Here is a 17,654-nt window from a genome sequence, read left to right as displayed (position 1 = left end):
ATATGTCTTAAGCCAGTGGTTAGTTATACATTGAATTTACGCATTCACTGGTAATTTGCATAAACCCAGCCAAAAAGGTGGACAGATTCTAATGGATTAGGACTAAATTTTCAATGTTGTTGTTTTTGTTTTATGTAAAAAGATGATGTTTTAAAATGATTATCCTTAACAAGGAGTAGCATTTTTATGTTAAATTAAGGGAAGAATCTATTGCGGGTGCAATGTACTTTAGTCAATATGACACGCATGATATTACATATTCTTTGAAAGAAAATTAAAGGAAATTATGGAATCAAAAAAACTGTGCTATTTATGTTTCGACTTAGGGGGAAGTTATACCAAATATGGTATCATAACCAATAACGGTAGAGTTTTATACTTTGACCAATATCAAACTGGAGAAATACACTCACCAGAGTCACTTATTTCCCGATTTGTTGAAATATACAATATGCAAAAAGCAAATTATTCAATAAAGGGAATAGGGATTTCCACACATGGTGTTGTTGATATGAAACGTGGTTGTATTAGTTATGGTTCGAATTATGTCAAGTCTCTTGTTAATTATCCTTTAGTATCAGCTTTAACGGCGCTTACACATTTACCTGTTGTGATGGAAAATGATGTTAAAGCTGCTGCATTAAGTGAGCTTGCTTTTGGAAAGAATGGCTTTAAAGATTACATATTTATTACATTGGGAACGAGCATTGGTGGAGCGCTTATACTAAATGGGCAGTTATATCGTGGACAAAATAATGCAGCAGGTGAGGTAGGTTATATTATTACAAAACTTAATGAAGAAAATAAAAATAGTTTGATTAAAGGTGCCTGGGAGTCATATGCTTCTGCAAAAGCATTACTAAAATTATATTGCGATGCGGTACATAATGATAAAGCAACTTACCTTATGTTTAAACAACAACTTGCAAAAGCAGACGATCTGGCTGAAAAAACCTTGAATGCCTATCTTAATCAGCTTGTTCCTGGGCTTGCATCATTAACACATGTGTTAGCTCCACAAGCCATTATTATTGGTGGTGCAATTTCTGAGGATAAAGCTTTGATTAAGAGAGTTGAAGTGAGTTTTCAGTCATATGTTTTAGATATATATCGACAAACTAAAATCTTACCAGCGAGATTTGGTAATAAGTCAGGCATTATTGGAATTGTGTGTTTATTGAACAAAAATCAATTAAATTGCTAAGAAAAAACGGAAGTGCTTGACGAATGGCAGGGCTTTAGATATTTATAAAAGATTAAAGTTAAATTAACGCAAAGTTAGATTACGATAGTGAATTTTAAACATCCAAGAAATTATTAAGTTAGTTTTGAATCAAATTGATGGATATGATGTTTATGAAGGAAGTAGGAGAATTAACGCTATGGCAAATCAATATTCACAAAGTTTTGAGATTATTTTATCTAGAAAATATGGTCGCTCAGCAGAAGATGTGTTAAGAGATTATTCAGCAGAGGGTTTAAGCTATGAAGATGTAGCAGGTCGTTTTGGCTTTAAAAGTACAACAGTCAGAAAGTGGTGCCGAAAATACAACATTGAATTATTAGGACCTACTGAAATAAGTTCAGCCAAAGCCTATGAGACTTTATACCAATCGAGTTTAAATGCAGTATCAGTTAATACTTATAATGTATTGTATCGTTCGTGGTCAATTGACCATCAATATTTTAAAATTGATACTAGAAATTAATTTGTTTTTAATAACTCAATAAACAGCATTACAATCATGGTGAATAAGAATGCTAGTGATAACAAAAACGAAAACAATCTGAGACTTAAGTCGTTAATAGTCAGATGGATGATTGAGTTGATAATCCGAAAGGAAACAAATAACCACCCTAACACAAGAAAGTAAGTAATTTGCATAAGCTCAGCGTTAGTCATGATAATAATAAAGCAAATGTAAAACAGAATAGGCATTTGAAATAGATTATCTAAGTGTCTGGATGTAATTTCAAGCCACGGATTTTCTTTTTTGCAAAAGTCCATTGTCCGAAAATCATTCATGGGAATTTGATTTTTGCGTAATGCTTGTACTCTGCTAAATATGGTAATGAGCACGCTGATGATCGTGAAGATCATCATGACAATAACTGGAATAGACCACGTAACTTTTGACATAGATTGGCTCCAAATTAGTTTAAATTAAGTGTTTTGTGCTTGCGCCCATTTTTCTGGAGTGTAGGTTTTCATAGCAATAGCATGCAATTCACCTGATTTGATATATTGATCTATTGCAGTATAAACAATCTGTTGCTGTTTGACTTTGCTTAATACAGTATTAAATAATTCGCTAATAATAGTAGCACTGAAATGGACATTATCATCGCTTTCAACGATTGCGATTGTATTGTGACCAAGTTTTTGTTCGATACATGTTTTGAGTTCATTGGTAGTCATAAAGCCTCTCTTGAATTTATATAGGTTGTGCTAAAAAAGGTTGGAATAATTTATCCAAATTATGGACTTTAATGAGTGATTGTGCATTTTCAAGCATAAAATTCTTAAATAGAAGTTTAATGTTTTTTTTGCGACAAAGATGGATAATTTTTAAAAGTAATGCGATACCTGCACTGTCAATCTGGGTGATATTAGCTAGATCAATAATCAATACATTGGAAACAAAGTTCTTAAAAGTGCACGTAATTTTTTTTTCAATTTCACTAACATTAGTCACAGTTAGAATTCCTGATAGTTGCCAACTATCAGGACTTTTTATCAATAAGCTCATTATTCTTTTTCTCTATTGCTAAGTTAATATCTTTTAAATTTTTGTGGTCTTTAAATTGTGCTCTAAAGTTATCCAATATACTGACACCTGCTACGGATAGGTCGTAGATCTTCCATTGAGGTATATCTTCTTCTTTATTTGATTTATTGCTAACCTTTAACAACTTAATTAATAAATCAGATGAGGCATGATTTTGCAAATTAATAATTTTACCTGTTACAATGATTAGGCGTTGCCCTTGCCAAGAGTCATTGCTAAATGGAAGAATTTGAATGTCATAATTTTCAGCTTGAGCGATATTTTCAGCATAAGAATAAGCGAGCATTTGAGTAATTTTAGTGATAAATTGTTGCTGCTCTTCTTTGCTTGCAGATTGCCAGCGTTCGCGTCCAATTAAAAGCTGCGCAATCACATCTATGGCTAACAATGGTATGATCTTATTGTCAATTAGTTTGATTAGCGCTTCGGGATCTTGGCTTAGTGTGTTCTTTGAGTCAATCAAAATTTTTTGAGTGCTGACAATCGAGTTTTGAAGGAGGTCAACGGGATTTTGAATTTGATTTACTTGTGAATTTGTTGAGGGTATATGATTGGCAAAGCTAGGATGAATGTGTATTAATAGTATTGTACTGCACAGTAAAAAAATATTTTTTTTAAACATTATTTTTTATCTCCTGAAGCTGAAATAAAGGTGTTAATCAATGAGTTTAGATTAATGGCTGATGAAGTATTAGACAATTCTATTGTGCTACCGTTTTGTAGATATTTACTTTCATAAAAATCTGGTAAATCAAGCTGAGAAGGTTGGAGTGAAATAAAACTCTCACCTAATATCCCACTGGTATCAATTGAAGCAGAATAACTACTTGGAATTTGATTGTGTTGTTTATTAATGCTTAGTATTACATTGGCGATAAATCCGCTATAGCTAGGTTTAAGGCTAATTGATTCGACTTTGCCAATTTCGACTCCAGCAATCCGTACAGCAGCACCTGACCTTAAACTGCCTATATTTTGAAACTGAGCATTAATTCTATAAACATTCTTATTAAGTTCTGTCAAAGATAAACCACTGACTTTGAGCGCCATAAATACAAGCGTGATGATGCCGCACAGCACAAAAATACCAACCAGTAGTTCGTATGATTTTTTATACATCTTGTTAAACTCCTTTGAACATAAGAACAGTCATTAAAAAGTCTAATCCTAAGACCGTTAAGGAGGAATAGACAACAGTTTTTGTCGTAGCTTTAGCGATACCAGCTGAATTGGCATGACAAGCATAGCCTTGATAAAGTGAGACAATTGCAATGGCGACTCCAAAAACAATACTTTTTGCAATACCATTTAAGACATCATCGTAAAATAAAACAGATGCTTGCATATTGCTCCAAAAAGTGCCACTGAAAAGCCCAAGTAGTTTTACACCAATTAAGTAGCCACCCCAAATTGAGATTGTACAAAAAAATAGATTTAAAATGGGCACACTAATCACACATGCCCAAAATCTAGGTGTTAACACAAAACGCACAGGATCAACACCCATCATATTTAAACTGGCTAATTGTTCAGTTGCTTTCATAAGTCCAACCTCAGATGTCAATGCACTACCTGCGCGTCCTGCAAATAAAAGGGCGGTAACGACAGGACCAAGCTCACGAATAATACTTAGTGCAACCATAGGACCTAATGCAGATTCAGCACTGAATTTTGCTAATGTATAAAAACCTTGTAGTCCTAAAACAAAACCGATAAACAAGGCAGAAACCAGGATAATTAAAACAGAGCTTACACCAACGTAATAAGTTTGCGTGATGATGTTACGAATATTGCTGCGTCCACAAATTATTTCAATTGTAAGTAAAATTGATTGCCCAATTTTTGCTGTTATATTTAAAGACGTTCGACCAAGTGCTTGGATGAGTTTAAGCATAGTTTTTTCCCATCATTTTAACGTTGCAAGGAAGTCAGGTGCAGGATAATCAAAGGCAACAGGGCCATTGATGTTACCCGTTAAGAATTGTGATACAAAACGATCATTACTATTACGAATAGATAATGACGAACCTTCGATTGCAACTTTCTGATTAGCAACAATAATAACATGATCAGCAATACTCATGACTTCATCAATATCGTGTGAGACAATGACCGATGTCATACGAAGCGCATCATTTAACCTTTTAATAAGTCTGAGGATGACCTTAAGGGAAATGGGATCCTGACCAGTAAATGGTTCATCATATAACATAAGCTCAGGATCAAGTGCAATAGCGCGTGCCAGTGCCACTCGTCTTGCCATGCCGCCTGATAATTCGCTTGGCATCATATCAATTGTTCCTCTTAACCCAACAGATTGTAGTTTCATAAGCACTAGATTATGAATTAAATCTTCACTTAAATTGCTGTTTTGTCTTAATGGGAAGGCCACATTATCGAAAACTGATAACTGAGTGAATAAAGCACCTGATTGGAATAAAACGCCCATTTTTTTACGAAGCGCTAGCAGTTCTTTTTTATTAAGGGTTTTTACAGTTTGATTTAAAACTTGGATGTTACCGCTATTGGCTTTTATTAATCGTCCAATAAGATGTAAAAGTGTTGTTTTTCCTGTACCAGATGGACCAAGTATAGCCGTAATTTTACCTTTTGGAATCGTGCACGATAAGTCCTTATAAATACATTTATCACCGCGATAAAAAGAAACGTGCTCAAAAGAAACGGCGTAGTTTTGATGAGTTGACATTATGTGTTTATTTGCTGTTTCAACTGTTTGCTTTCTTCAGGAATAGTAACGTTTAATTCCAGTACTGAGCAATCCCCTTGATCATCGACCTCAATTTTGATGTCTTTGGGGTCAACATGAACATACTTTTTGAGCACTTCCAGAATTTCCTCTTGAAGTTTGGTAATGAATGCGGGTTTATTGCTTTTACCACTTAGCTCATTGCGTTGGTGGGCAACAATAATTTGTAGGCGCTCTTTGGCGATATGTGCGCTATTTTTTTCAACGCGCTTATTTTTGAAATAATTTAAAAACCCCATGTTATTTTCCTCCAAATAAACGCTTTAAAAAGTTTTGCTTTTCAGGAGTAATAAAGCGAAGTGGTTTGTCGTGACCCAAAAAACGATCAATGGCATCTAAGTAAGCTTGACCTGCTTCACTGTCTTGATAAGCAGTGACAGGTACTCCAGAATTAGAAGCTTGAAGCACAGTTTTAGACTCAGGGATTACGCCAAGTAATGGAATTGATAACACATCTTTAACGTCATCAAGTGATAACATTTCGCCTTGACTTACACGTTGAGGATCATAGCGTGTGATCAAAAGCTTTGCTTCAACAGATTCCCCTTTTTCTTTGGCTTTTTTGGTTTTACTGGCAAGTACACCAATAATTCGATCTGAGTCACGCACTGAAGAAACCTCTGGATTTGTGACAACGATCGCCTTATCAGCATAGTACATAGCCATTAATGCACCTTTTTCAATACCTGCGGGTGAATCACAAATAACGTAATCAAATGTTTCATGTAACTCATTCATGATTTCTTCCAGCCCTGACTCAGTCAAGGCATCTTTGTCTCGCGTTTGTGAAGCAGGTAATATAAATAAATTCTCTGAGCGCTTATCCTTAATCAAGGTTTGATTAATATTAGATTCTTTATTGATAAGGCTAATTAAATCGTAAACTACTCGGCGCTCACACCCCATAACAAGATCTAAATTGCGTAGTCCAACGTCAAAGTCGATTACGACTGTTTTAAAGCCTTTCATTGCGAGTCCTAATGAAATTGCTGCACTTGTTGTAGTTTTGCCGACACCACCTTTACCAGAGGTGATAACAACAGTAGTGGCGCGCTTTTTATCTTTTGTTTCTTTTATGCCCGTTTGTTTGGATTCTTTACTCACAATATTTAATCCTTGATTCAATTACACTTTGATTTGGGAAGACCCATCTTCTAAATCTGGCTGACCATGATTGTACCGTCTTTTAACTGGATTTGATAGCCATTATTATTGTTATTAAGGGGCGCAACCGGTTCCTCAAATATTTTATATTGCCCTGCTATAGAAACAAGATCTGCTTCTAATTTGTGACAAAAGATACGCGCATTGGTATTTCCTTCTAAGCCTGCAATTGCACGTCCCCGTAATGTACCATAAACGTGAATATTACCACTAGCTAGCAACTCAGCACCAGGGCTCACCGAGGATAAGACGATTAAATCACCGTTTTGAGAGATCACTTGCTGACCTGATCGAATTCTTGTCTCAACGATTTTATGCTGTAGTACATGGGATTTATTGGCTGAAACAATCGGAGCAGGGACATTTTTTCCTTCTTTAAAAACAGGAAAGCCATATGCTTGCAGGGCTTCATTAAGTGTATTATCTGGCAACCTAAATCCAACTGGCAGAAGTGTGTGTTTTTTGAGCATGTCGGTTAAGGATTGAATAAACTCAAGTTTTACAGTTTGTGGTAAAGCAGTTAGCTCAATGACCATGGGCGTATTGTTAAAAAATTGTGGTGCCTGTTTTATTTTTGTCGTAATCTGTTTTTCAATTTCATCAAGATCGGTACTGAGTATTTGCAAAACACTAAGCGTAAAAAGACTTCCCTTGATTTGAAAAGTTGCAGGCATGGTTTTTATCCTTGTTAAATTAAAATAATAGTCACTATGATAAAACGTATCGATTTTATAACGAATCTTATACCAATTATCAAGATAATTGATGATATTTGTACAAAGTTAGGGAGAGGGTAAATAAGGTGTGTCAAGCTTTTGATCAAAATAAGTCACATTGGGTTAATTGGGGATTAGCGATTTTATTATCGTTACTATTTAGTACTTTAAGTCTTAGTTGGTGGTTATTTAATACAAAGGTCATTGATATAGCGTTAGCAAAAGAGATATTTTGGCAATATCAGCTTATTATTTGGTGTGCCGCTGTTATAGTTGGTGGTGCGCTTGGGATGAGTGGAGCTGTTTTACAAGTGGTATTAAGAAATCCACTTGCAGATGTAAGTATTTTAGGTATCTTATCAGGTAGCCAGTTTGTAGGGCTCTTGCTGCTTTTTATACTACCAAGTTACATCAGCCGTTTGAGTTATTACTCTTATGCTTTGTTTCTAACTGCTTGTGTTATTGGTGCCATGTTAGTTCTATTATTATTTATGTTGGTAATTTTCACTCAAAAGAGCTTAACAAATATAACTGTTATCATTTTTCTAGGAGTTGGAATTTCTGCTGTTTTTAGTGCTTTAACAGCACTTATTATGAGTTTTAGCCGTGCCGAAACCTTGCAACAAATAACCTTATGGCAGTTTGGTGGTTTTCTAAATGTATCGTGGTTACAGCTAACGTTACTTATTTTAGTTAGCTGTGTGTTCTTTGCTTTTGCAATCAAAAATCATCAGGCTTTTGATATGTTAAGTTTAGGAGAGACTGAAGCGATGTTAATGGGAGTAGACGTTAAGCGTTTACTCGTTTGGTTAGTAATTACATTAGCTTTTTTAGTTGCCTGTATTGTATCAATTGCAGGTCCAATTGCTTTTTTAGGTTTAGCGGCACCCCATATTGCAAGGTTTTTGCTATCAACCAATAAAATGAAAGTCTTACTTATAGCGAGTTTTTTATGTGGTGCTAGTTTGATGTTGATCAGTCAATGGTTGTCACAAAGCATTGCTTATCCCATGATTATTCCAGTTGGTATTATCACTGCGTTACTTGGAGCACCATTTTTAGTTTTTTTAGTTATTCGTGAGCTAAAGACAAATGGTGTATAAAACATAATAGATTGTATTAATAATCTTATGTTATGATATGCGCAAATTAAGAGATGAACGTGATTTAAATTTTTTTATGAGTCGGTTGCAGCAAAATATTATTTATGCAGGGATTGTGATTGCCGTTATTGGATTTTTTTGGGCAGTTGTACCTAAAAAGCAATATGAGTCGCAGGGGGTATATTTGCCACAAACAACGGAAATTTATAGTACAGTTGATGCAAAGATCGTGCAATTTTACGCATCAGAGAGCATGAATTTACGGAAAGCCGTTCCAGTTGTAACAGGCTTTAACGAATCGCCAATTGGTATTATCCGGGTGGACACACATTATACAAGTAAAAAAGAAATCCAATCGTCTTGTGAGCAAAACGTACAAAAAGCTAAAATGCTTGCCGCACAGCATGGTGTAACCAAAGTGATTGGAAATTGTGTGGTTTCTGGCAATACAGGACCTTTGGATGGTGCTAACCTTTATGCTTATGCCTATCATTAACTATGAATCCACAAAATAAAGGTAAAAATTTACGGATTGTATTTGCTGGTACGCCTGAAATCTCAGCAACCGTTCTAAATAACTTAATTGGTCAAAACTATAATATTGTTGGAGTGTTTACCCAGCCAGATCGTGTTAAAGGTCGTGGTAAAAAGTTGCAAGCTTCAGCTGTAAAAGAACTGGCTTTAACACATAATATTCCTGTTTTCCAACCTATCTCATTTAATAAAGAACCTCAAGCGATTGATGATTTGCAAAATTTACAAGCCGATGTGATGGTAGTTATTGCTTATGGATTACTGCTGCCTAGGGTGGTTTTAGATGTTCCAAAGTATGGCTGTATAAATATTCACGTTTCATTGCTGCCTAAATGGCGGGGAGCTGCCCCTATTCAGCGAGCAATTGAAGCAGGTGATACAAAGACAGGTATTACGATTATGCAAATGGATGAGGGCTTAGATACGGGTGATATTTTGCATGTGGTTGAAACCCCCATCTTAAAAGAAGATGATAGTCAAACCTTGCATGATCGATTAGCAAAACTTTCAGTTCCAGCGATTTATGAAGTGTTTTCTCAAATTGCCAGTGGAACACTCCACTCACAAAAACAGCCTGAGGATGCAACGTATGCACGTAAACTCACAAAAGAGGAAGGATTAATTGACTTTAATAACACCGTTCAACAAATTGATTGTAAAGTTCGTGCATTTAGCCCTTGGCCAAGTGCATATATTAAGCTTGATAATGAACAAGTGAAAATTTCGGATATTCAAGTGTTTAAAGAAAAAGCAAGTAGTGCCATAGGTACTATTTTAAGTGTAGATAAGTCTGGCTTAAAAGTGCAGGCTTGTAATGGTGTAATCAACATTGGCTCACTCCAATTTCCGGGAAAGAAAATGTTGTCAATTGCAAGTATATTAAATGGTAAAGATTTAGGCTTTCTTATTGGCAAAAAATTATGAGTCACTTTATTTATTAATAAATAGATTAATTATTTTTTTGATCTGCCAACGTACGTCTAATAGTGGGAAAAAACGTGATCATCTTGTGCTTGTTATTCACCTGAAAATAATACTAACACTTATTGTAAAAATATTACCCTTGATTTCCACCACTTTAAAGTGAAACTACTTTTTAAAATAACGCAATAGGTGAATGTTACAGTGCCTGTCAATATGAACATAACTTGCATTTTTAAACCAATCACCAAGCACATAACGTATATAGTTTTGTTGATGATGAATGTTGAATAAGTGCGTGTGTCCATGAATGAGAGTTTTATGTTTACCAAGGTATTTTTGAATGCCTTTTTCAGTGACATCAATAACTTTATACTTTGCGTTTTTTTTGTGGCTTGTTATGCGTATGCCTTTTGCAAGTTTTTCCCTTAATCGAAGTGGTAATCGTAGATAAAGCCACTGGATGAGTTTGTTGCGTACAATTTTGCGAAAAATTTGATAGCTTTTATCATCAGTACATAGCAAATCACCATGCATCAATAAAATAGTTATTTTGGAGAGTACAAGGACATGTGGATCACTTACAAGTGTTATTTTGGCACGTTTTGCAAAACGTTGACCAATTAAAAAATCGCGATTACCAGACATGAAATAAATTTGAAGTCCACTGTCATGTGCATGAGCCAATAGATCAGCAATATGCAGATTAAAAGGTGAGATAGCATCATCTCCAATCCAATAATCAAAAAAATCTCCGAGGATATATAGGGAATTGTCCTTATTTGTGATATCTGCTAAAAAGCGTTCAAATAGAGCAGTAGCTTGCACTCTAACCTCACTTAAGTGCAAGTCAGCAATAATATAGTAATTTTTTTTATTTTCTTTATTCATCTTTGCACTTTACGGTAACAAGGCTGTGCTTTTGATGGGATTTAGTATAACATCTAACATATTAAGAAGACGATAAAAACAAGATGAATGCAAAGTAATTTACAAAAAGCACGTGTGCTTGTTGTGGGGGATGCGATGCTTGATCGCTATTATTATGGAACAACTGAGCGCATTTCTCCTGAAGCGCCTGTACCAGTTGTCCATGTAAAAACCATTCAAGATCGAGCAGGTGGAGCAGGAAATGTGGCACTCAACATCTCAGCATTATCAGGGATGGCTGGAATTTGTGCGATCGTGGGTAAAGACGAACCAGCACGCATTTTGTGTGATTTTTTAACAAAGAAATCTATTAAGACACATCTTATTGAAACCCATTTGCCAACGATTACTAAGTTACGCATACTTTCACAAAAACAACAGTTATTAAGGCTGGACTTTGAAGAAGGATTTTCAAAAATCGATGAAACATTGTTATTAGATGCTGTAGAAAAAGCTGCTGATCAATACAATGTAATGATTTTATCAGATTATGGTAAAGGGACGTTATACAATACAAAAGCCTTAATTGAACTTGCTAAAAGAAAAAATATGGCGGTTTTAGTTGACCCTAAAGGTCATGACTTTAGCATTTATGAAGGAGCAACATTGATCACCCCTAATCGCAAAGAATTTGAAGCTGTGGTAGGAAAGTGTATAACTGAGGATGAATTGATTTCAAAAGCGTATGCACTTATTAAGCGATGTAAGCTTGATGGGCTTTTAATTACTCGTAGTGAAGAAGGTATGACGCTTGTGTTTAATAGTGGTGCAGCCAAAAGCATTCCAACCGTGGCACGAGAAGTTTTTGATGTAACAGGTGCGGGAGATACCGTTATTGCAGTAATGGCGATGGGCTTATCGTGTGGTTATGATTTTGAGTCATCAATGCGTTTGGCAAATGCCGCAGCAGGTGTGGTTGTTGGTAAAGTTGGTACAGCAACACTAAGCGCACAAGAGCTTCATGATTCACTTCATGCTCAAACAACTGTTAATAAAGGTATTATCACTCAAGATGCGCTCAAACAAGCTATGCGTGAAGTACGCTTACAAGGTGAGAAAGTAGTCATGACCAATGGTTGTTTTGATATCTTACATGCAGGGCATGTTGAGTATTTACAAAAAGCGCGTGCTTTAGGAGATCGATTAATCGTTGCTGTCAATAGTGATGAGTCAGTTAAACGTTTAAAAGGTGAGAATCGCCCTGTCGTTAATTTACAATTTCGTATGGAAGTATTGGCGGCGCTATCTTGTGTAGATTGGGTAGTGGCGTTTAATGAAGATACCCCTGAGCGTATTATTAGTGAGCTACTGCCAGATATTTTAGTCAAAGGCGCAGACTATGAAATACATGAAATAGCAGGCGCCAAAGAAGTATTGGCTGTAGGTGGAGAAGTAAAGACCATCACACTTAAGCCAAATCACTCTAGTTCATCAATTATTCATAAAATTCAATCATCAAAAGTTTAAGGTAATATAACAGTATGAAGCATGTTCATATTTTAGGAATTTGCGGGACGTTTATGGGTGCCTTAGCGGTCTTGGCACGCCAAAAAGGTTATCATGTAACAGGTAGTGATCACAACGTTTACCCTCCTATGAGCACTTATCTTGAATTGCAAGGCATTCAAATTATGCAAGGTTATGATTATGATATCACTTCGCTTAAGTTAGACGAGGTAATCGTTGGTAATACCATGCGTCGTGGTATGCCAATTGTTGAAACGCTATTAAACAGTGAGTTGCAATATTATTCAGCACCTAGTTGGCTTTATAATGAAGTTCTTAAAACGAAAAAGGTCATCGCTGTGTCAGGTACTCATGGCAAAACCACAACCACGTCATTAATTGTTAAATTATTAGATGATGCGGATCTTAACCCTGGTTTTCTAATTGGTGGGATCAGTCAGGATTTTGGTGTGTCATCCCGTTTAACTGATTCTGAAATTTTTGTAATAGAGGCTGATGAATACGACACAACTTTTTTTGATAAGCGCTCTAAATTCATACATTATCATCCTGATATTCTAACGATTAATAACCTTGAGTTTGACCATGCGGATATTTTCAATAGCATGGATGACATATATCGGCAATTTCATTATCTATTTAGAATGATGCCAGGTAAGGCAAGCATTATCTATCCACAGGATGATCAGAATATTGCTCATTTATTAACGATGGGCGTATGGTCAAATAAATTACCAATAAAAAATCAAATTTTAGATATTAAACCCATTAATGCTGATTATAGTGAGTTTGTATTGAGTGATAATGATAAATGTCATTTAATCAAGTGGTCAATGTTGGGTGAACATAATGCAAAAAATGCGCTTATGGCTTATACAGTTGCAAAGTGTATTGACATTTCATTTGATAAAATACAAGCTAGTTTTGCGAACTTTAAAGGTGTTAAAAGACGTTTAGAATGTATTTATCAAGACCATTATTGTGCTATTTATGATGATTTTGCCCATCATCCAACAGCAGTGAAACATACTTTACAAGCGCTAAAAGCCAAAGCTTCAGATGCGCAAAAGGTAGTGGCTATTTTAGAAGCTAGATCCAATACAATGAAAATGGGTGCTCAAGAAAAAGACCTAATTCAAGCATTAAAATTTGCTGATGAAGTATGGTTCTATCAAAATACTAACATGCAGTGGCAGGCAAGATCCCATCAAAGTGAGACTTTTTTAGTATTTGACCAAATCGAAGATATCGTTAAGGTCTTTGAAAAAAGTTATAAAAGTCCTTTATTTAAGCATTTTGTGATTATGAGTAATGGGGGATTTGAAAATTTGCATCAACGCTTATTGCAAAAAGCAGTAGTAGTTGTTACTCACTCAAATTCATTTTGAAACGTTACATGGTTTTACAAAACAACTGATTTTGCAACTGGTATTGGCTATAATTTCATAAGCTTTGCCATTTTAGCCAACAATACCTTTTTTCCCTCTCCAGCTTTAAAGTCCACATGGTAGCAAAGGTTATCACCTTCACCTTCAAGCTTAAGTATCACCCCAATTCCAAATTTTGTGTGATTGATAAATTCACCTATTTTAAATTCTGCTTCTGTATTTTGCTCTTTGACAAAATCAAACGGTGAAATGCCAAAGCCCACTGTTTTTTCCAATTTTTCTGGTTTGCAATTTCGAACATATTGTAAATATTCTTTGGGAATTTCCTGTAAAAAACGCGACTTGATCTGATAACTCATGTCACCATATTGATGACGTATCTTACAATAGCTTAATGTTAGATGACGCATGGCTCGCGTGATTCCCACATAACAAAGCCTACGTTCTTCTGCTAGTTTATCAACGACTTCAACTGAACGTGATGATGGAAATAAGCCGTCTTCTAATCCTGAAATAAATACATAAGGAAACTCTAATCCTTTTGCCATGTGTAGTGTCATCATTTGTACACTATCGTCATGTTCTGCAGCTTGCATTTCACCTGATTCCAAAACAGCAAAGTTTAAAAACTCCACCAATAGATCTTCTTCTGCCACATCTTCTATAGGAGGTATAAACTCAGCCGCAGCATTAACCAGCTCTTTGAGGTTTTCACATTTTTGCTGTGATTTTTCGGCTTTGCTTTGTTCATGCATAAGCATCAATCCACTGAAATCTATCACATGACGCATTAATGCTCCAAGTTTCATAAGGTTTTTAACAGCAGCCATGTCTTCAATTAAATCTATAAATTTTTGAATTGACGCAGCAGATCGTGTGGGAAGCAACTTACGCTCAATCATTTCACAACTTGCATGCCATAATGACAAATCATGTACGGTTGAGTATTTACGAATACTTTCTATTGTTTTTTGACCAATGCCTCTAGCTGGTAAATTAATCACCCGTTCAAATGCAAGATTATCTACACGCAAAGCAATTAGTCGCATATAGGCCAAAGCATCTTTAATTTCCGCACGATCAAAAAAGCGCATTCCTCCATAAATACGATAGGCAATTCCGGTTTTTAACAGCGCTTCTTCAAGGACACGCGATTGTGCGTTTGAGCGATACAAAACTGAAATATCCGATAACGAAACGTGATGTGTATGATATAAATCATAAATTTTAGCACTAATGTAATCAGCTTCGTCACGCTCATTAAATGCCTCATAAACGGAAATTTTTTCTCCCTTTTCTTTCTCAGACCACAGCATTTTGCCCATCCGTTTAGGATTATTTGCAATCACTGCGTTTGCTGCATCTAATATGATTTGAGTAGAGCGATAATTCTGCTCTAGACGTACGATGCGCACACTTGCCAAATCATCAATAAAGTGTTTGATATTTTCAATCCTAGCTCCTCGCCAACCATAGATAGACTGGTCATCATCTCCAACTGCCATAATGCTATTTGTATCGGATTTCAAAGCCATTAGCCATTTGTATTGAACACTATTAGTGTCTTGAAACTCATCCACTAAAATGTGTTGAAAACGCCGTTGATAATATTGGCTTAATACCATATTTTCTTTAAACAATTCATAAGCATAAAGTAGTAAGTCTGCAAAATCTAATGCATTATTTGCTCTTAAGCGCACTTCATAGACTTGATAAATTTTAATAATTTCGTTATTAAACTCCTCTGTAGGTAAATCAATTGCACGAATACCTTCATCTTTTTTGCCGTTAATAAAGCTTTGTAGATATTTAGGCGGATAAAACTTTTCATCTAAATTTAAACTATGGATAACTTTTTTTATAATTTGCAATTGGTCATCTTGATCTAATACTTTAAATCGTCTGTCAAAACCAAGCTCTGAAGCATGTTGACGTAAGAGTCTATGAGCAATTCCGTGAAATGTGCCAATCCACATACCAACGGTAGAAAAACCAAGTAAATTTTCAATACGTTCTTTCATTTCTCTTGCGGCTTTATTGGTAAAAGTAACTGCCAAAATATTTAATGGTGAAATATTTTTTTCCTGACATAAATAAGCAATTCTATGTGTCAGGACACGTGTTTTTCCACTTCCTGCTCCTGCAAGTATTAAGGCGTTTTCTTGATCAATTAAAACGGCTTCACGCTGTTTTGCATTTAGGGATTGAAGATTTCTGATAAACTCTGACATAACTTAAGCGTGGTAATAATGTTTTTCAATAATTGTAACGTTTGGTTGATAAGCAATTGCTAAAATTAAGCACACTATCCAAATAATGAAAGTAAATCCAAATAGTAAATTCACAACAAAAATTATTATACTGTTTGGATGTTGTTTTTTAAACGCAATGTAGCTAGGTAAAAAATATAAAAGCAATGCTAAAACACCTAATAACACTACTGTTGATAACGGGAAAAAGAATAACACTGCGATAACAATTCCAGCGATGAAAAGTAAATTAAGCAATAAGTGCATAATTATAGCATTCCTTGATTTGTGGAAGATAATCTGATGATATCAAACAAAAGCTTATGATCACAAATTATTTTTGATTTAGCTTTGGAATAATTTTAATAAACTCGCTACACTAAGAGCAGGAAAAAGGTGGTGGGTCGTGCAGGATTCGAACCTGCGACCAACTGGTTAAAAGCCAGCTGCTCTACCGACTGAGCTAACGACCCAAAGCAAAGCACATTATAGGGAATATGGAGCCAATTGCAACATGAAGCATAAAAAAAAGAATAAAAATTTTGGGTTTAGTTTAATTGAGGGGTTAGTGGTAATTATTTTAATTGGAATTATAGTGACTATTGCAATTCCAATGAGTATTGGATCGTTTGGTAGGGCTCACTCAGAAATGTATTTAGATCGTGTTAGAGCGGCGTTAGAATTGGGTCGCATTACAGCAATGTCGGAATCCATGTCCATTTTTTTATGTCCAACTTCAAATGGGACAAACTGTAATACAACTGTGCCAGCAAATAATTGGGGTGCAAATAAATTACTATTATTCACAAGCTCAAGTGGAGAAATTACAACTGTTACGCGTATTGTATCCATACTTGAAGCACCAGGAGCAGGCGATTATCTTTCAAGCAATAAGTCAAATCGCATTGAAATTCAACCAAATGGCCTAACATCAACGGCTTTGAGATTATATTATTGTAGTATTGTTGATGATCAAGGTGCAAATCGTTATACACGTGAATTAATTATTAATTTTGTAGGTAGGGTCAATTTAAATATTTTACCAACTGCACAAAACTGTTGAACATCATCTGAGTTAAGCTACTGTGCTTTACACACGAAGGAAAATTTGCAAAATATTGACTGAACATTATTTTTCTTGATTTCCACAATGTGAGCAAATAGTTTAGTAAAAAAATATTATATTTGATTGGCACAAACAAAGAGTTTTTAAGGATGATTGCGTTAAAATTAAAGCCATTAAGTATGAAAGCATGGCAGGTTGAAATTTAGCTATTTTAGCTTAAGGTTTAGATATAATTGCAAATGCCTACCAAAAAACAGTCATCATCATTTAGATGACTTTAACTTAAATTTATGTTTTAAAATTCTACAAAAACCAATTCTGGCCCTATTTAAATCAAAGAAATCATCGTGTACAGAGAAAAAAGTTAAAAAAGCGATTGACAGTTATTTTTGAGTCCATATAATTACCAGATACCCGCTAAGGAATGTCTAGTAGGGTTTTAAAGGATGTTTGAAAGAGATATGAAGTGTAGATACTTGAATACTTTGAGCGATAGATTTTGTGGATTGTAGTTAGTGTAATGGAGATGGAGTTAGGATGTAGATTTTAATTTCATTGAG

The 17,654-nt window shown here is 35.2% G+C and carries 21 protein-coding genes and 1 tRNA gene; 8 read left to right on the top strand and 14 right to left on the bottom strand.

What is annotated here, in order from left to right:
- Positions 1-286: 286 nt before the first annotated feature.
- Positions 287-1,204 carry an ROK family protein gene (locus M1V25_RS08860; RefSeq protein ID WP_116964085.1) on the top strand — a complete coding sequence of 306 codons (918 nt, stop codon included), beginning with the start codon at positions 287-289 and terminating at the stop codon, positions 1,202-1,204.
- Positions 1,205-1,382: 178 nt separating this feature from the next.
- Positions 1,383-1,709, top strand: coding sequence for a helix-turn-helix domain-containing protein (locus M1V25_RS08855; RefSeq protein ID WP_116964084.1), 327 nt, complete (start codon positions 1,383-1,385; stop codon positions 1,707-1,709).
- Here the strand turns inward: M1V25_RS08855 and M1V25_RS08850 are convergent.
- From M1V25_RS08850 to minC, 10 genes are read right to left on the bottom strand one after another with little or no spacing between them, the layout of a single operon-like run.
- Positions 1,706-2,140 carry an MAPEG family protein gene (locus tag M1V25_RS08850; RefSeq protein ID WP_116964083.1) on the bottom strand — a complete coding sequence of 145 codons (435 nt, stop codon included), beginning with the start codon at positions 2,138-2,140 and terminating at the stop codon, positions 1,706-1,708. The two genes, M1V25_RS08855 and M1V25_RS08850, sit on opposite strands and share 4 nt — an antisense overlap.
- Positions 2,141-2,164: 24 nt before the next feature.
- Positions 2,165-2,419, bottom strand: a complete 255-nt coding sequence (locus M1V25_RS08845; protein ID WP_116964082.1) for a BolA family protein — start codon at positions 2,417-2,419, stop codon at positions 2,165-2,167.
- A 16-nt stretch (positions 2,420-2,435) separates the two neighbouring features.
- The gene (locus M1V25_RS08840; protein WP_116964081.1) at positions 2,436-2,750 is read right to left on the bottom strand and encodes an STAS domain-containing protein; all 315 of its coding nucleotides are present in this window, start codon (positions 2,748-2,750) and stop codon (positions 2,436-2,438) included.
- Positions 2,725-3,411, bottom strand: a complete 687-nt coding sequence (locus tag M1V25_RS08835; RefSeq protein ID WP_116964080.1) for an MlaC/ttg2D family ABC transporter substrate-binding protein — start codon at positions 3,409-3,411, stop codon at positions 2,725-2,727. Before M1V25_RS08835 ends, M1V25_RS08840 begins: the two co-directional genes overlap by 26 nt.
- A complete protein-coding gene (gene mlaD, locus M1V25_RS08830; RefSeq protein ID WP_116964079.1) occupies positions 3,411-3,908 on the bottom strand; it encodes an outer membrane lipid asymmetry maintenance protein MlaD in 498 nt (165 codons plus the stop codon). Before mlaD ends, M1V25_RS08835 begins: the two co-directional genes overlap by 1 nt.
- 4 nt (positions 3,909-3,912) lie before the next feature.
- Entirely contained in the window at positions 3,913-4,683 is a 771-nt protein-coding gene (gene mlaE / locus M1V25_RS08825; RefSeq protein ID WP_116964078.1) for a lipid asymmetry maintenance ABC transporter permease subunit MlaE, read from the bottom strand.
- A gap of 12 nt (positions 4,684-4,695) precedes the next feature.
- On the bottom strand, positions 4,696-5,496 hold the full coding sequence (locus M1V25_RS08820; protein ID WP_116964077.1) for an ABC transporter ATP-binding protein: 801 nt from the start codon (positions 5,494-5,496) through the stop codon (positions 4,696-4,698).
- A complete protein-coding gene (gene minE, locus M1V25_RS08815) occupies positions 5,496-5,795 on the bottom strand; it encodes a cell division topological specificity factor MinE (protein WP_116964076.1) in 300 nt (99 codons plus the stop codon). The genes M1V25_RS08820 and minE overlap by 1 nt, the downstream gene beginning before the upstream one ends.
- 1 nt (position 5,796) lies before the next feature.
- Positions 5,797-6,660 (bottom strand): septum site-determining protein MinD, encoded by an 864-nt coding sequence (gene minD, locus M1V25_RS08810; protein ID WP_476702589.1) that lies wholly within the window; start codon positions 6,658-6,660, stop codon positions 5,797-5,799.
- A 50-nt stretch (positions 6,661-6,710) separates the two neighbouring features.
- A complete protein-coding gene (minC, locus tag M1V25_RS08805) occupies positions 6,711-7,394 on the bottom strand; it encodes a septum site-determining protein MinC (protein WP_116964075.1) in 684 nt (227 codons plus the stop codon).
- A gap of 128 nt (positions 7,395-7,522) precedes the next feature.
- Between minC and M1V25_RS08800 the strand changes: the two genes are divergently transcribed.
- From M1V25_RS08800 to fmt, 3 genes are read left to right on the top strand one after another with little or no spacing between them, the layout of a single operon-like run.
- Positions 7,523-8,539 carry a FecCD family ABC transporter permease gene (locus M1V25_RS08800; protein WP_157966615.1) on the top strand — a complete coding sequence of 339 codons (1,017 nt, stop codon included), beginning with the start codon at positions 7,523-7,525 and terminating at the stop codon, positions 8,537-8,539.
- A gap of 37 nt (positions 8,540-8,576) precedes the next feature.
- Positions 8,577-9,035, top strand: a complete 459-nt coding sequence (gene fvfA / locus M1V25_RS08795) for a Francisella virulence factor A (protein ID WP_116964073.1) — start codon at positions 8,577-8,579, stop codon at positions 9,033-9,035.
- A 2-nt stretch (positions 9,036-9,037) separates the two neighbouring features.
- Positions 9,038-9,997, top strand: a complete 960-nt coding sequence (gene fmt / locus M1V25_RS08790; RefSeq protein ID WP_116964072.1) for a methionyl-tRNA formyltransferase — start codon at positions 9,038-9,040, stop codon at positions 9,995-9,997.
- A gap of 165 nt (positions 9,998-10,162) precedes the next feature.
- Here fmt and M1V25_RS08785 read toward each other — a convergent pair whose 3' ends face one another.
- On the bottom strand, positions 10,163-10,885 hold the full coding sequence (locus M1V25_RS08785) for a UDP-2,3-diacylglucosamine diphosphatase (protein ID WP_116964071.1): 723 nt from the start codon (positions 10,883-10,885) through the stop codon (positions 10,163-10,165).
- Positions 10,886-10,972: 87 nt separating this feature from the next.
- On the opposite strand from M1V25_RS08785, the gene hldE reads away from it, so the two are divergent.
- The gene (gene hldE, locus M1V25_RS08780; RefSeq protein WP_498843048.1) at positions 10,973-12,391 is read left to right on the top strand and encodes a bifunctional D-glycero-beta-D-manno-heptose-7-phosphate kinase/D-glycero-beta-D-manno-heptose 1-phosphate adenylyltransferase HldE; all 1,419 of its coding nucleotides are present in this window, start codon (positions 10,973-10,975) and stop codon (positions 12,389-12,391) included.
- A 14-nt stretch (positions 12,392-12,405) separates the two neighbouring features.
- Complete coding sequence (gene mpl, locus M1V25_RS08775) at positions 12,406-13,779, top strand: UDP-N-acetylmuramate:L-alanyl-gamma-D-glutamyl-meso-diaminopimelate ligase (protein WP_116964069.1); 1,374 nt, start codon at positions 12,406-12,408, stop codon at positions 13,777-13,779.
- Between the two features lie 47 nt (positions 13,780-13,826).
- Here mpl and M1V25_RS08770 read toward each other — a convergent pair whose 3' ends face one another.
- The 3 genes from M1V25_RS08770 to M1V25_RS08760 all read right to left on the bottom strand — a co-directional run bounded on the left by M1V25_RS08770 (position 13,827) and on the right by M1V25_RS08760 (position 16,501).
- Positions 13,827-16,010 carry a UvrD-helicase domain-containing protein gene (locus M1V25_RS08770; RefSeq protein WP_498843047.1) on the bottom strand — a complete coding sequence of 728 codons (2,184 nt, stop codon included), beginning with the start codon at positions 16,008-16,010 and terminating at the stop codon, positions 13,827-13,829.
- A gap of 3 nt (positions 16,011-16,013) precedes the next feature.
- Positions 16,014-16,295, bottom strand: coding sequence for a superinfection immunity protein (locus tag M1V25_RS08765; protein WP_116964067.1), 282 nt, complete (start codon positions 16,293-16,295; stop codon positions 16,014-16,016).
- A 130-nt stretch (positions 16,296-16,425) separates the two neighbouring features.
- Positions 16,426-16,501: transfer RNA gene (locus M1V25_RS08760), tRNA-Lys, on the bottom strand.
- Between the two features lie 41 nt (positions 16,502-16,542).
- On the opposite strand from M1V25_RS08760, the gene M1V25_RS08755 reads away from it, so the two are divergent.
- Entirely contained in the window at positions 16,543-17,091 is a 549-nt protein-coding gene (locus M1V25_RS08755) for a GspH/FimT family protein (protein WP_498843046.1), read from the top strand.
- Positions 17,092-17,654 lie beyond the last annotated feature (563 nt).

Origin of the sequence: Candidatus Nebulibacter yamunensis (assembly GCF_024208055.1) — a bacterium.
Classification (GTDB): domain Bacteria; phylum Pseudomonadota; class Gammaproteobacteria; order Francisellales; family Francisellaceae; genus Caedibacter; species Caedibacter lacustris.
This window is presented reverse-complemented; position numbering and strand designations above follow the sequence as displayed.